At 52.6% G+C, this 13,490-nt stretch carries 9 protein-coding genes; 3 read left to right on the top strand and 6 right to left on the bottom strand.

All coding sequences use genetic code 11. From position 1 onward, the window contains the following. Positions 1–5: 5 nt before the first annotated feature. Positions 6–2,399 carry a maltodextrin phosphorylase gene (malP, locus tag HEN21_RS05560; protein WP_176251740.1) on the bottom strand — a complete coding sequence of 798 codons (2,394 nt, stop codon included), beginning with the start codon at positions 2,397–2,399 and terminating at the stop codon, positions 6–8. 623 nt (positions 2,400–3,022) lie between these two features. Between malP and malT the strand changes: the two genes are divergently transcribed. Further along, positions 3,023–5,728, top strand: a complete 2,706-nt coding sequence (gene malT, locus HEN21_RS05555; RefSeq protein ID WP_176251739.1) for an HTH-type transcriptional regulator MalT — start codon at positions 3,023–3,025, stop codon at positions 5,726–5,728. Between the two features lie 42 nt (positions 5,729–5,770). Here the strand turns inward: malT and rtcA are convergent, their stop codons facing one another. Beyond that, positions 5,771–6,787: an RNA 3'-terminal phosphate cyclase gene (rtcA, locus tag HEN21_RS05550; protein WP_176251738.1), complete on the bottom strand. Its 1,017-nt coding sequence runs from the start codon at positions 6,785–6,787 to the stop codon at positions 5,771–5,773. Positions 6,788–6,790: 3 nt separating this feature from the next. Continuing rightward, positions 6,791–8,017: an RNA-splicing ligase RtcB gene (gene rtcB / locus HEN21_RS05545; protein WP_176251737.1), complete on the bottom strand. Its 1,227-nt coding sequence runs from the start codon at positions 8,015–8,017 to the stop codon at positions 6,791–6,793. 186 nt (positions 8,018–8,203) lie between these two features. On the opposite strand from rtcB, the gene rtcR reads away from it, so the two are divergent. Further along, positions 8,204–9,802, top strand: coding sequence for a DNA-binding transcriptional regulator RtcR (gene rtcR, locus HEN21_RS05540; protein WP_176251736.1), 1,599 nt, complete (start codon positions 8,204–8,206; stop codon positions 9,800–9,802). Here the strand turns inward: rtcR and HEN21_RS05535 are convergent. Genes HEN21_RS05535 through glpE form a run of 3 tightly spaced genes read right to left on the bottom strand, consistent with a single transcriptional unit; the run spans position 9,784 to position 11,760 of the window. Beyond that, positions 9,784–10,542 carry a DeoR/GlpR family transcriptional regulator gene (locus HEN21_RS05535; RefSeq protein WP_000815097.1) on the bottom strand — a complete coding sequence of 253 codons (759 nt, stop codon included), beginning with the start codon at positions 10,540–10,542 and terminating at the stop codon, positions 9,784–9,786. The genes rtcR and HEN21_RS05535 overlap by 19 nt on opposite strands. Before the next feature lie 16 nt (positions 10,543–10,558). Next, positions 10,559–11,389 carry a rhomboid family intramembrane serine protease GlpG gene (glpG, locus tag HEN21_RS05530; RefSeq protein WP_021550070.1) on the bottom strand — a complete coding sequence of 277 codons (831 nt, stop codon included), beginning with the start codon at positions 11,387–11,389 and terminating at the stop codon, positions 10,559–10,561. Positions 11,390–11,433: 44 nt separating this feature from the next. Next, positions 11,434–11,760: a thiosulfate sulfurtransferase GlpE gene (gene glpE / locus HEN21_RS05525; protein WP_000371926.1), complete on the bottom strand. Its 327-nt coding sequence runs from the start codon at positions 11,758–11,760 to the stop codon at positions 11,434–11,436. 189 nt (positions 11,761–11,949) lie between these two features. On the opposite strand from glpE, the gene glpD reads away from it, so the two are divergent. After that, the gene (gene glpD, locus HEN21_RS05520) at positions 11,950–13,455 is read left to right on the top strand and encodes a glycerol-3-phosphate dehydrogenase (protein WP_176251735.1); all 1,506 of its coding nucleotides are present in this window, start codon (positions 11,950–11,952) and stop codon (positions 13,453–13,455) included. Positions 13,456–13,490 lie beyond the last annotated feature (35 nt).

The following is a 13,490-nucleotide window of genomic DNA, read 5'->3' as shown; positions in this document are numbered from 1 at the left end:
CTTCCTTAGCGTTTTGCCTGCCAGATACGAGCCTGATAATCGCGAATAGAGCGATCCGAGCTAAACATACCGCAGCGGGCGGTATTGAGGATCGCCGCGCGAGTCCAGGCCTCCTGGTCGCGGTACAGCACATCCACCTGCTTTTGTGCCTCTACATAGGCTGCGAAATCCGCCATCACCAGATACGGATCGCCGCCTTGTTTGCCTATACTGTGCAGCATCTGGTCGAAGACATGTTTATCACCATCGCTGTATTTACCGCTTTCCAGCTCTTTCAACACGGCGTCCAGAACCTTATCTTTCTTCCGCCATTTCACCGGGTCGTAGCCTTTGGCCAGAATTGCCTTCACTTGTTCCACGGTATGACCAAAAATAAAGATGTTTTCTTCACCGACTTTTTCGGCAATTTCAACGTTCGCGCCATCCAGCGTACCCACGGTTAACGCGCCGTTGAGCGCCAGTTTCATGTTGCCAGTACCAGAAGCCTCTTTCCCTGCAGTGGAGATCTGCTCGGAGATATCCGCCGCCGGGATCAGTTTTTCCGCCGCCGAAACGCAATAATCCGGCAGGAACACCACCTTCAGTTTGTCGCCAACTTGCGGATCGTTGTTGATCACGTCAGCCACTTTATTGATCGCAAAGATAATATTCTTCGCCAGGTAGTAGCCAGGCGCCGCTTTCGCGCCGAAGAGGAAGACGCGCGGTACTCGGTCGGCCTGCGGGTTCTCGCGAATTTCTTTATACAGCGCCAGAATATGCAGCAGATTCAGGTGCTGGCGTTTGTACTCATGCAGACGTTTGATCTGAATATCGAAAATCGCCTGCGGATTGATCTCAATACCGGTACGGGCTTTCACAAACTCTGCCAGACGGACTTTATTCGCCTGTTTGATCTCGCGATATTGCTGACGGAATTTCGCGTCATCGGCAAATTTTTCCAGATGGATCAGTTGATCCAGATCGTTAACCCACTCTTTCTTCAGTGATTTATCCAGCAGCGCCGCCAGTGCCGGGTTGCACTGTTTGATCCAGCGACGTGGGGTAATGCCGTTAGTGACGTTATGGAATTTGTTCGGCCACAGCTGGTGATATTCCGGGAACAAGTCTTTCACCACCAGATCCGAGTGCAACGCCGCCACACCGTTCACCGCAAAGCCGCTTACCACACACATATTGGCCATGCGAACCTGTTTGTCATGCACAACCGCCAGCTTTGCCCACACCGCTTTATCACCCGGCCAGGTTTTTTCCACCAGTTTCTTAAAACGGTTGTTGATTTCATTGATTATCTGCATATGGCGCGGCAGCAGGGCTTTTACCAGTTTCTCATCCCAGCACTCCAGAGCTTCTGGCATCAAAGTATGGTTGGTGTAAGCGAAAGTTTTGCTGGTGATTGCCCAGGCGTCATCCCAGCTCATCTGGTGCTCATCGATCAGCACGCGCAGCAGTTCTGGAATAGCGATAGTCGGGTGGGTATCGTTCAGTTGAATGACTTCGTAATCTGCCAGTTCGTGCAGTTTACGCCCCGCCAGATGATGGCGACGCAGAATATCCGCCACCGAACAGGCACACTGGAAGTATTGCTGCATCAGGCGCAGCTTTTTACCCGCAGTGTGGTTATCGTTTGGATAGAGAACTTTGGTCAGTTTTTCAGCATTGATGCCTTGTTGTTCGGCACGCAGGAAGTCACCGTCATTAAATTTGGTGAGATTGAACGGATGAGCATGAGTCGCCTGCCATAAACGCAGCGGTTGTGCCACACCGTTGTGGTAGCCCAACACTGGAAGATCCCACGCTTGCCCGGTAATGGTAAATTCCGGTTCCCAGCGCCCCTCTTTCGTCACTTTGCCGCCGATGCCCACCTGCACATCCAGAGCTTCGTTATGGCTAAACCACGGGTAGTTGCCGCGATGCCAGTCGTCTGGCGCTTCAGACTGTTTACCATCGACAAAGGATTGACGGAACAAACCATACTGATAGTTAAGACCATAGCCAGTGGCAGACTGCCCGACAGTCGCCATTGAGTCGAGGAAACACGCAGCCAGACGCCCCAGGCCACCGTTACCCAGCGCCGGATCAATCTCTTCTTCCAACAGGTCAGTCAGGTTGATGTCATAAGACTTCAGTGAATCCTGAACAGCCTGATACCAGCCGAGATTTAACAGGTTGTTGCCCGTCAGACGCCCAATCAAAAACTCCATTGAGATGTAGTTAACATGGCGCTGATTCGCCGCCGGTTTAACGAAAGGCTGGGCTCGCAGCATTTCCGCCAGGGCTTCACTCACTGCCAACCACCACTGGCGAGGGGTCATCTCAGCCGCAGAAGTTAAACCATAACGCTGCCACTGGCGTGACAGGGCTTCCTGAAATTGCTTTTCATTAAAAATGGGTTGTGACATAGGAGTTCCAGTTTTCTTAGATATTAAACACAACGTTATCGTTAGTTTGCCAGGCTCCATGTTGACCTTCCTCATCCTACGGGGGATTAGGCGGGGAGGAGTGACGGGGATGAGCAAGAAAATGTGATCACGACCACTTAAAGGTAGTGCAATCAACTGCAAAAGCATCAGCTCAATGCCAGAGAGCGCAGAAAACCTGCTATTAACAGTAAGAAATGGTCGTTGCGTATTATCAAAAAGCGGAAAGCAACTCTATAAATTAAGTAAAGCGGCGAAATAGTTTCAGTAATGAAATATCCATTGAGGGTCATCTCACTGTTAATAGATTTATTAAGATCAACTTTTTAGATAGACCTTTCATCAGGAATTAAGGCGGTATCGTTGCTTTAATAAGGCTTTTGAACTGAAAGAAAACACCCTAAAATCCAGTATCCACGCTGCATTTGCCTTGTTTTAAGATGAAGTATTAATAAAGATTTGGAATTGTGACAGAGTGCAAATTCAGACACATAAAAAATCGTCATCGCTTGCATTGCACAGGTTTCTGACCGAACTTATAACTATTAATTACGAAGCGCAAAAAAAATAATATTTCCTCAATTTCCACAGTGAAGTGATTAACTATGCTGATTCCGTCAAAATTAAGTCGTCCGGTTCGACTCGACCATACTGTGGTTCGTGAGCGCCTGTTGGCTAAACTTTCCGGCGCGAACAACTTCAGGCTGGTGCTAATCACAAGTCCTGCGGGTTACGGGAAGACAACGCTCATATCCCAATGGGCGGCAGGAAAAAACGATTTGGGCTGGTACTCGCTTGATGAAGGCGATAACCAGCAAGAACGTTTCGCCAGCTATCTGATCGCCGCCGTGCAACAGGCAACCAGCGGGCACTGCGCCATCAGTGAAACAATGACGCAAAAACGGCAATATGCCAGTCTGACGTCACTGTTTGCCCAGCTTTTCATCGAACTGGCGGAATGGCATAGCCCACTTTACCTGGTGATCGACGATTACCATTTGATCACCAATCCGGTGATCCACGAATCAATGCGCTTCTTCATTCGCCATCAACCAGAAAATCTCACTCTGGTGGTGCTGTCACGCAACCTTCCGCAGTTGGGCATTGCCAATCTGCGCGTGCGTGACCAACTATTGGAAATTGGCAGCCAGCAACTGACATTTACCCATCAGGAAGCGAAGCAGTTTTTTGATTGCCGTCTGTCATCGCCGATTGAAGCCGCAGAAAGCAGTCGGATTTGCGATGACGTGTCCGGCTGGGCGACGGCGTTGCAGCTAATCGCGCTTTCAGCAAGGCAAAATACCCACTCGGCACATAAATCAGCGCGTCGTCTGTCGGGCATCAATGCCAGTCATCTTTCTGATTATCTGGTCGATGAGGTGTTAGATAACGTTGATCTGACCACTCGTCATTTCCTGCTAAAAAGCGCCATTTTGCGCTCGATGAATGATGCGCTAATCACCCGCGTGACCGGCGAAGAAAACGGGCAAATGCGTCTTGAGGAGATTGAGCGTCAGGGGCTGTTTTTGCAACGGATGGATGATACTGGCGAGTGGTTCTGCTATCACCCGCTGTTTGGCAACTTCCTGCGCCAACGCTGCCAGTGGGAACTGGCGGCGGAACTGCCGGAAATCCACCGTGCCGCCGCAGAAAGCTGGATGGAGCAAGGTTTTCCCAGCGAAGCCATTCATCATGCGCTGGCGGCAGGCGACGCTTTGATGCTGCGCGATATTCTGCTGAATCACGCCTGGAGTTTGTTCAACCACAGCGAACTGTCGCTACTGGAAGAGTCGCTTAAGGCCCTGCCGTGGGACAGCCTGCTGGAAAATCCGCAGTTGGTGTTATTGCAGGCGTGGCTGATGCAAAGCCAACATCGCTACGGCGAAGTAAATACCCTGCTGGCACGAGCCGAACACGAGATCCAGGGCATCAGGGAAGGCACCATGCACGCAGAATTTAACGCTCTGCGCGCCCAGGTAGCCATTAACGACGGTAATCCGGAAGAAGCCGAACGACTGGCAAAACAGGCACTGGAAGAACTGCCTCCGGGCTGGTTCTACAGTCGCATTGTCGCAACCTCTGTACTTGGCGAAGTGTTGCACTGTAAAGGTGAACTTACCCGCTCGCTGGCGCTTATGCAGCAAACCGAGCAAATGGCGCGCCAGCATGATGTCTGGCACTACGCCTTGTGGAGTTTAATCCAGCAAAGCGAAATTCTGTTTGCCCAGGGGTTCCTGCAAACTGCGTGGGAAACGCAGGAAAAAGCGTTCCAGTTGATTAACGAACAGCATCTGGAACAGTTGCCGATGCATGAGTTTCTGGTACGCATCCGTGCGCAACTGTTATGGGCATGGGCACGGCTGGATGAAGCCGAAGCCTCGGCGCGTAGCGGGATCGAAGTTTTATCTTCTTATCAGCCTCAGCAACAGCTTCAGTGCCTGGCAATGTTAATTCAATGCTCGCTGGCTCGTGGCGATCTGGATAACGCCCGCAGCCAACTTAACCGCCTGGAAAACCTGCTGGGGAATGGCAAATATCACAGCGACTGGATCTCTAACGCCAACAAAGTACGGGTGATTTACTGGCAAATGACCGGCGACAAAGCCGCCGCTGCCAACTGGTTGCGTCACACGGCCAAACCGGAGTTTGCGAACAACCACTTCCTGCAAGGCCAATGGCGCAACATTGCCCGTGCACAAATTTTACTCGGCGAGTTTGAACCTGCGGAAATTGTCCTCGAAGAACTCAACGAAAATGCCCGCAGTCTGCGGTTAATGAGCGACCTGAACCGCAACCTGCTGTTGCTCAATCAGTTGTACTGGCAGGCCGGACGTAAAAGCGACGCTCAGCGCGTGCTGCTGGACGCATTAAAACTGGCGAATCGCACCGGATTTATCAGTCATTTTGTCATCGAAGGCGAAGCGATGGCGCAGCAGTTACGCCAGCTGATTCAGCTCAATACGCTGCCGGAACTGGAACAGCACCGCGCGCAGCGTATCCTGCGGGAAATCAATCAACATCACCGACACAAGTTCGCTCACTTTGACGAGAGCTTTGTCGAACGTCTGCTAAATCACCCGGAAGTGCCGGAACTGATCCGCACCAGCCCATTGACCCAACGCGAATGGCAGGTGCTGGGGCTGATTTACTCCGGTTACAGTAACGAACAAATTGCGGGCGAACTGGAAGTAGCAGCGACCACCATCAAAACGCATATCCGCAATCTGTATCAAAAACTCGGCGTTGCCCACCGTCAGGCTGCGGTACAGCACGCGCAGAAACTGCTGAAAATGATGGGATATGGGGTGTGAGTTTGGTCGGATAACACACCTGATCCGATTTGCTTCTCTGCATCATTCAACGCTAACTCGCGTTACGCCATCTGTTTCAGCCAGAGTAAACCGCACTGGCAAGAAACGCTCTACCACCGCGATATTGGTCAGCAGATGGCATGAGGGATGAGCAACCGTAAATTCCCCCGCGCCTACCAGAGCCATCGGCAACACTAACTGGTCTGCGAGATATTCCCCTACCGCAGCCGAACTTGCCAGGTAGCGTTTAACCTCTTTCACCAGTTGGGCGGCAACCACTTCGGCACTGACACGCTTTTCACCAACAGCAAAAAAACGCTCGGTGATGTGTTCGCTGACGACTTCAAGCGAAGCGGTATTTCCTGGCCCCTGCTCGCGCGGCAGACTTTGAATATTCCGCTCATTCAGGGAAAAGCTGGCAGCCAGTACGGACATCTCTCTTTCGCCAACATGATGAGGCACTCCAGCCAGTAACACTTCACCGCACAGTCGCACAATGTTGCCCCGCTCATTCAACGCTAATGCGTTAAGTGATGCCACAGGCGAGACTTCTGTTGTCACCACACCGCCGCCAGCAGGGTAAAAACCATGGCGCAACAGCGTTGTTTGCTGCTGAATCCCCATCCGCGCCAGCAACGGTTCCAGCACACGGCGGATAAAATCCGCAGGCGGTGCAGACTGGTTATCGGTGCCACCGCTGACTTCAACACGCGAAGACCCGTCAGCAAACCACAGCGCGGGCAATACCGTTTGCAGCACCAACATGCAGCTACCTGCGCTACCGATGGCGAAGCGGTAATCGCCGCCGCGCACGATGCCAGGCCGGAAGACCAGGCGCTGCGACCCCAACTCCGCGCCCTCCACCGTCGCTCCGCAAATTTCCGTCGCTGCCTTTACCGCCGTCAAATGCTGGCGCAACAGCCCAGGTTTCGCACGCCCGGCACGAATGCCGATGATGGTAAATGGCTGGCCGGTTATCATCGACAGGCTCAGCGCCGAACGCAGGATCTGCCCGCCGCCTTCACCCTGTGCGCCATCCAGCGCAATCATCCTTTTCATTATTTATCCTTTTACGCACACTACCTGACGCAGGGTATAAACCACTTCCACCAGATCGCTTTGTGCCGCCATCACCGCATCAATATCTTTATACGCCATCGGGATTTCGTCGATGACTTCGGCATCTTTACGGCATTCCACATGCGCGGTGGCACGAATCTGATCTTCCACGCTAAACAGTTTTTTTGCTTTTGTACGGCTCATTACCCGCCCGGCACCGTGGCTGCATGAACAGAAAGATTCTTCATTTCCCAGCCCACGGACGATAAAGCTTTTCGCCCCCATCGACCCGGGAATAATTCCATATTGACCAGCGCGCGCAGACACCGCGCCTTTACGCGTCACATAGATCTCTTCGCCAAAGTGCTGTTCTTTTTGCACATAGTTGTGGTGGCAGTTGATCTCTTCCATCGCCAGCGTTTGCGGCAGTCTTACCGTTTTCTGCGTAATACTCTGCAACGCCGTTACCACGTTTTCCATCATCGCATCGCGGTTAAGGCTGGCAAAAAGCTGCGCCCAGGCCACGGCTTTCAGGTAATCATCAAAGTATTCCGTACCTTCCATAAAGTACGCCAGATCACGCGACGGCAACATCTCAAGCTGTTCCTGCATCTCTTTTTGCGCCAGATCGATAAAGTAAGTTCCGATGGCGTTACCGATTCCGCGTGAACCGGAGTGCAACATAATCCACACCTGATCCGACTCATCAAGGCAGATTTCAATAAAGTGGTTACCCGTTCCCAGTGTTCCCAAGTGTTTGTAATTATTGGTGTTCAGGAAACGTGGATATTTTTGCGTTAACCACTGGTAACCTGCTTCAAGCTCGGCCCATTTATCATCGACGTTAGTCGGCGGATTTTCCCACGCGCCTTTATCACGACGGCTACGATTATTGGAACGCCCGTGCGGCACGGCAGTTTCAATCGCCTGACGTAACTCCGCCAGGTTTTCAGGCAGGTCCGCCGCCGTTAAGGCGGTACGCAGCGCGTTCATTCCACAGCCGATATCCACACCTACCGCCGCCGGAATAATCGCCCCTTTGGTCGGGATCACGCTACCAATAGTAGAACCTTTCCCCAGGTGCACGTCGGGCATTACCGCAATATGTTTGAAAATGAACGGCATCTTCGCCGTATTAATAAGTTGCTGACGCGCATCGGCTTCTACCGGCACGCCTTTGGTCCACATTTTTACCGGGGCATTTTCAGTGGTCAGTAATTCATAATTCATTTTGCTTTTCTCTTTTCGTTGGTATGTCCTGATAATTGCAACCGTCGTGCCAAAAAATTAAATCAGCAAATTAAACTTATAATTAATTGTTTTTATTTAATTAAAGGCACAAAGTCCGTAAACGGAGATTTTCTATAAAGTCACTTACCCGATAATGAAATATCGTCTTTTATAAGGATATCTAAGATGCGTAAAACAGTGGCTTTTGGCTTTGTCGGAACCGTACTGGATTATGCCGGACGCGGCAGCCAACGCTGGTCAAAATGGCGCCCGACGCTCTGTTTATGTCAGCAAGAATCGTTGGTCATCGACCGGCTGGAATTGTTGCATGACGCCCGCTCACGCTCGCTGTTTGAAACGCTTAAACGCGATATCGCCAGCGTTTCGCCAGAAACAGAAGTGGTGAGCGTTGAGATTGAACTGCATAACCCGTGGGATTTCGAAGAGGTCTACGCCTGCCTGCATGATTTCGCCCGAGGTTACGCTTTTCAGCCAGAGTGCGAAGACTATTTAATTCACATCACCACTGGCACCCACGTCGCGCAAATTTGCTGGTTTCTGCTGGCTGAAGCACGTTACCTGCCCGCCCGTCTGGCGCAAACTTCACCACCGCGCAAAAAAGAACAGCCCGATAGCCCAGGCGCGGTGGCGATTATCGATCTCGATTTAAGCCGTTATAACGCCATTGCCAGCCGCTTTGCCGAGGAACGCCAGCAAACGCTCGATTTCCTCAAATCAGGCATCGCCACGCGTAACCCGCACTTCAACCGCATGATTGAGCAGATCGAAAAAGTGGCGATTAAATCCCGCGCACCGATCCTGCTTAACGGCCCGACCGGTGCGGGTAAGTCATTTCTGGCGCGACGCATTTTCGAATTAAAACAGGCGCGACATCAGTTTAGCGGCGCGTTTGTGGAAGTGAACTGCGCCACCCTGCGCGGTGATACCGCGATGTCGGCGCTGTTTGGTCATGTGAAAGGCGCATTTACCGGGGCACGGGAATCGCGGGAAGGTTTATTACGCAGCGCCAACGGCGGCATGTTATTTCTCGATGAGATAGGCGAACTGGGCGCAGATGAACAGGCGATGTTGCTGAAAGCCATTGAAGAGAAAACCTTTTACCCGTTTGGCAGCGATCGCCAGGTGAGCAGTGATTTTCAGCTTATCGCCGGAACGGTGCGCGATTTGCGCCAGTTAGTTACCGAAGGCAAATTTCGCGAAGACCTGTACGCGCGGATCAATCTCTGGACCTTCACCCTGCCGGGGCTACGCCAGCGTCAGGAGGATATCGAGCCTAACCTGGATTATGAAGTGGAGCGCCACGCCTCACTCACCGGCGACCACGTACGGTTTAACACCGAAGCGCGGCGTGCCTGGCTGGCCTTTGCGACATCGCCCCAGGCGACATGGCGCGGTAATTTTCGCGAACTTTCTGCCAGCGTTACGCGCATGGCGACGTTTGCCGATAGCGGGCGCATTACTCTGGATGCGGTGGAAGATGAGATAAACCGTCTGCGCTATAACTGGCAGGAGAGCCGCCCTTCGGCGCTTACGGCGTTGCTGGGCGCGGAGGTGGAAAACATCGATCTCTTTGACCGCATACAACTGGAAAACGTTATTGCTGTCTGCCGTCAGGCAAAGTCACTTTCTGCTGCCGGACGTCAGCTTTTTGATGTTTCGCGCCAGGGCAAAACCAGCGTCAACGACGCGGATCGGCTACGCAAATATCTGGCGCGTTTTGGTCTGACGTGGGAATCAGTGCAGGATCAGCACAGTTCCAGTTGAATATGGTGGTCCGTCAGCACCTGCATCACGCCCGCAGGCGGCGGGGCGTCGGTGTAGACGGCATCGACCATGCTGATACTGCCCATATTGACCATCGCGTTACGGCCAAATTTCGAGTGATCGACAACCAGCATGACGTGGCGCGAGTTCTCAATAATAGCGCGTTTGGTGCGAACTTCGTGGTAATCGAACTCCAGCAGCGAGCCGTCGCTGTCAATGCCGCTGATCCCCAGAATGCCGAAGTCGAGGCGGAACTGGGAGATAAAATCGAGCGTTGCTTCGCCAATGATCCCTCCATCGCGGCTGCGTAATTCGCCACCGGCGAGGATAATACGGAAATCCTCTTTCACCATCAGCGTGTTAGCGACGTTAAGGTTGTTGGTGACAATGCGCAAATTGCTGTGATTGAGCAGCGCGTGAGCCACCGCTTCCGGCGTGGTGCCGATATCGATAAAAAGCGTCGAGCCGTTAGGGATTTGCTCCGCCACTTTGCGGGCAATACGCTCTTTTTCTTCGGTCTGGGTGGCCTTACGATCGTGCCACGGCGTGTTAACGGAACTGGAAGGCAGCGCCGCGCCGCCATGATGGCGCAGGATCAGATTCTGCTCCGCCAGTTCATTGAGATCGCGGCGAATAGTTTGCGGGCTGACGGAGAAATGCTCTACCAGCTCTTCGGTACTGACATAACCCTGCTGTTTAACCAGTTCGATAATACCGTTGTGACGTTGTGTTTGTTTCATTTATAAATCCCTGGAATCATTTTCGTTTTCGCGCATTGAGCGAATCAACAAAAGCCATCGCTAACCCCACGGCTAACCCGGCGATGTGTGCTCCGTTCGCCATCGACATCCCAAACAAATCAAACCATCCGGCGACAATCCAGATCAGCGCAAAGATAATTAACCCACGTTGCAGGTAAATGCCACTTTGCGGATCGCGCTCGCCGCGTAGCCAGACATAGCCCATCAGCGCATACACCACGCCAGAAAGCCCGCCAAACCACGGCCCGCTGAATTTTTGCTGCACATAGCCGCTTAACAGGGCGCTAATGAGAGTAATGACAATTAGCTTACCGCTACCGAGACGTTTTTCTACCGCACCGCCGAGATACCACCACCAGAGCAGGTTAAAGAGGATATGCATCAGCGAGAAGTGCATCAACGCATGGGTGAAGTAACGCCAGAACTCAAATTTCAGCGTCGGATCGAATGGCCAGGCCAGCCATAACATCACTTCTTGATCGCCGATAATTTGCATGGCGATAAACACCACCACGCAGGCGATCATCATCACCCAGGTCACCGGCCCCGCGCGTTCACGCAAGGTGGCAAAGAAAGGAAAACGGCGATAATGCAGACCACTATCGGTATGGCCTGACTGCCAGCTGGCGGCGAGATAACGCGGATCTGCCGGGTTTTCGAGAAAACGCGCCAGCTCCGCCCGCACGCGTTCGGCCTGGGATTCATCCGCCAGCCAGACATCGCTTTGGTTATGTTGTTGAATAGTGAGGATAACGCCCTGCGTCGCCATGTAATCAACAAACGCCTGCGCCACGCGGGGGTTAGCAAAAGAGGTAATCATCAACATCGTTGCTGTCGCTTATTCCACACAAAAGGGGACAGTATAAAGCGTTACGCGCCGTACGCCACCTCTGCGGGAAACTGACGCTGCCAGGCTTCAAAGCCGCCGTCAATGCTATAGACCACATCGTAGCCCTGTTGCAGCAGATACTGCGCCGCGCCTTTGCTGCTATTACCGTGGTAACACATCACCATGACCGGCGTATCGAAGTCATTATCACGCATAAACGCGCCCAGCGTGTCATTAGTCAAATGGAAAGCCTGTGTTGCATGACCCATAGCGAAACTTTGTGGATCGCGAATATCGACCAGCACCGCCTCTTTTTCCTGCAACTTCTGGTGCGCGTCGGCAACGTTAATACATTCGAACTGATCCATGCGTCTCTCTTTCTTTACAAACAAGTGGGCAAATTTACCGCACAGTTTACGTTGAAGCGGCAGATAAACGCCATAATGTTATACATATCACTCTAAAATGTTTTTTCAATGTTACCCAAAGCGCGATTCTTTGCTAATATGTTCGATAACGAACATTTATGAGCTTTAACGAAAGTGAACGAGGGCAGCATGGAAACCAAAGATCTGATTGTGATAGGTGGCGGCATCAATGGTGCTGGTATCGCGGCAGACGCCGCTGGACGCGGTTTATCCGTGCTGATGCTGGAAGCCCAGGATCTCGCTTGCGCGACCTCTTCCGCCAGTTCAAAACTCATTCACGGCGGCCTGCGCTACCTTGAGCACTATGAATTCCGCCTGGTCAGCGAGGCGCTGGCTGAACGTGAAGTGCTGCTGAAAATGGCGCCGCATATCGCCTTCCCGATGCGTTTTCGCCTGCCGCATCGCCCACATCTGCGCCCGGCGTGGATGATTCGTATTGGTCTGTTCATGTACGATCATCTGGGTAAACGCACCAGCCTGCCGGGATCAACCGGTTTGCGTTTTGGCGCAAATTCAGTGTTAAAACCGGAAATTAAGCGCGGATTCGAATATTCCGACTGTTGGGTAGACGACGCCCGTCTGGTACTCGCCAACGCCCAGATGGTGGTGCGTAAAGGCGGCGAAGTGCTTACTCGTACTCGTGCTACTTCTGCTCGCCGCGAAAACGGCCTGTGGATTGTGGAAGCGGAAGATATCGATACCGGCAAAAAATACACCTGGCAGGCGCGCGGCCTGGTTAATGCTACCGGCCCGTGGGTGAAACAGTTCTTCGACGACGGGATGCATCTGCCTTCGCCTTATGGCATTCGCCTGATCAAAGGCAGCCATATTGTGGTGCCGCGTGTGCATACCCAGAAGCAAGCCTACATTCTGCAAAACGAAGATAAACGTATTGTGTTCGTGATCCCGTGGATGGACGAGTTTTCCATCATCGGCACCACCGATGTGGAATACAAAGGCGATCCAAAAGCAGTGAAGATTGAAGAGAGTGAAATCAATTACCTGCTGAAAGTGTATAACGCGCACTTTAAAAAACAGTTAAGCCGGGACGATATCGTCTGGACCTACTCCGGCGTGCGCCCGCTGTGTGATGATGAGTCCGACTCGCCGCAGGCTATCACCCGTGATTACACGCTCGATATCCATGATGAAAATGGCAAAGCGCCGCTGCTGTCGGTATTCGGCGGTAAGCTGACCACCTACCGCAAACTGGCGGAACATGCGCTGGAAAAACTGACGCCGTATTATCAGGGTATTGGCCCGGCGTGGACGAAAGAGAGCGTGCTGCCGGGTGGTGCCATTGAAGGCGACCGCGACGATTATGCCGCCCGCCTGCGCCGCCGTTACCCGTTCCTGACCGAATCGCTGGCGCGTCATTACGCACGCACTTACGGCAGCAACAGCGAGCTGCTGCTCGGCAATGCGGGGACGGTAAGCGATCTCGGGGAAGATTTCGGTCATGAGTTCTACGAAGCGGAGCTGAAATACCTGGTGGATCACGAATGGGTCCGCCGCGCCGACGATGCCCTGTGGCGTCGCACAAAACAAGGAATGTGGCTGAATGCGGATCAACAATCTCGTGTGAGTCAGTGGCTGGTGGAGTATACGCAGCAGAAGTTGTCGCTGGCGTCGTGATTTAACGTAAGCTGGCTGGGTCAGATTTCGATCTG

The sequence above is a fragment of the Escherichia sp. 93.1518 genome (assembly GCF_013368915.2).
In the GTDB taxonomy this organism is placed as follows: domain Bacteria; phylum Pseudomonadota; class Gammaproteobacteria; order Enterobacterales; family Enterobacteriaceae; genus Escherichia; species Escherichia ruysiae.
Note: the sequence above shows the minus strand (reverse complement) of the source record. Positions and strands in the feature narration are given on the sequence as shown.

What these genes read in the sequence shown, in the direction of transcription:
- malP (WP_176251740.1), bottom strand. Translation starts at nt 2,399, where the DNA reads ATGTCACAACCCATTTTTAATGAAAAGCAATTTCAGGAAGCCCTGTCA.
- malT (WP_176251739.1), top strand. Translation starts at nt 3,023, where the DNA reads ATGCTGATTCCGTCAAAATTAAGTCGTCCGGTTCGACTCGACCATACT.
- rtcA (WP_176251738.1), bottom strand. Translation starts at nt 6,787, where the DNA reads ATGAAAAGGATGATTGCGCTGGATGGCGCACAGGGTGAAGGCGGCGGG.
- rtcB (WP_176251737.1), bottom strand. Translation starts at nt 8,017, where the DNA reads ATGAATTATGAATTACTGACCACTGAAAATGCCCCGGTAAAAATGTGG.
- rtcR (WP_176251736.1), top strand. Translation starts at nt 8,204, where the DNA reads ATGCGTAAAACAGTGGCTTTTGGCTTTGTCGGAACCGTACTGGATTAT.
- HEN21_RS05535 (WP_000815097.1), bottom strand. Translation starts at nt 10,542, where the DNA reads ATGAAACAAACACAACGTCACAACGGTATTATCGAACTGGTTAAACAG.
- glpG (WP_021550070.1), bottom strand. Translation starts at nt 11,389, where the DNA reads ATGTTGATGATTACCTCTTTTGCTAACCCCCGCGTGGCGCAGGCGTTT.
- glpE (WP_000371926.1), bottom strand. Translation starts at nt 11,760, where the DNA reads ATGGATCAGTTCGAATGTATTAACGTTGCCGACGCGCACCAGAAGTTG.
- glpD (WP_176251735.1), top strand. Translation starts at nt 11,950, where the DNA reads ATGGAAACCAAAGATCTGATTGTGATAGGTGGCGGCATCAATGGTGCT.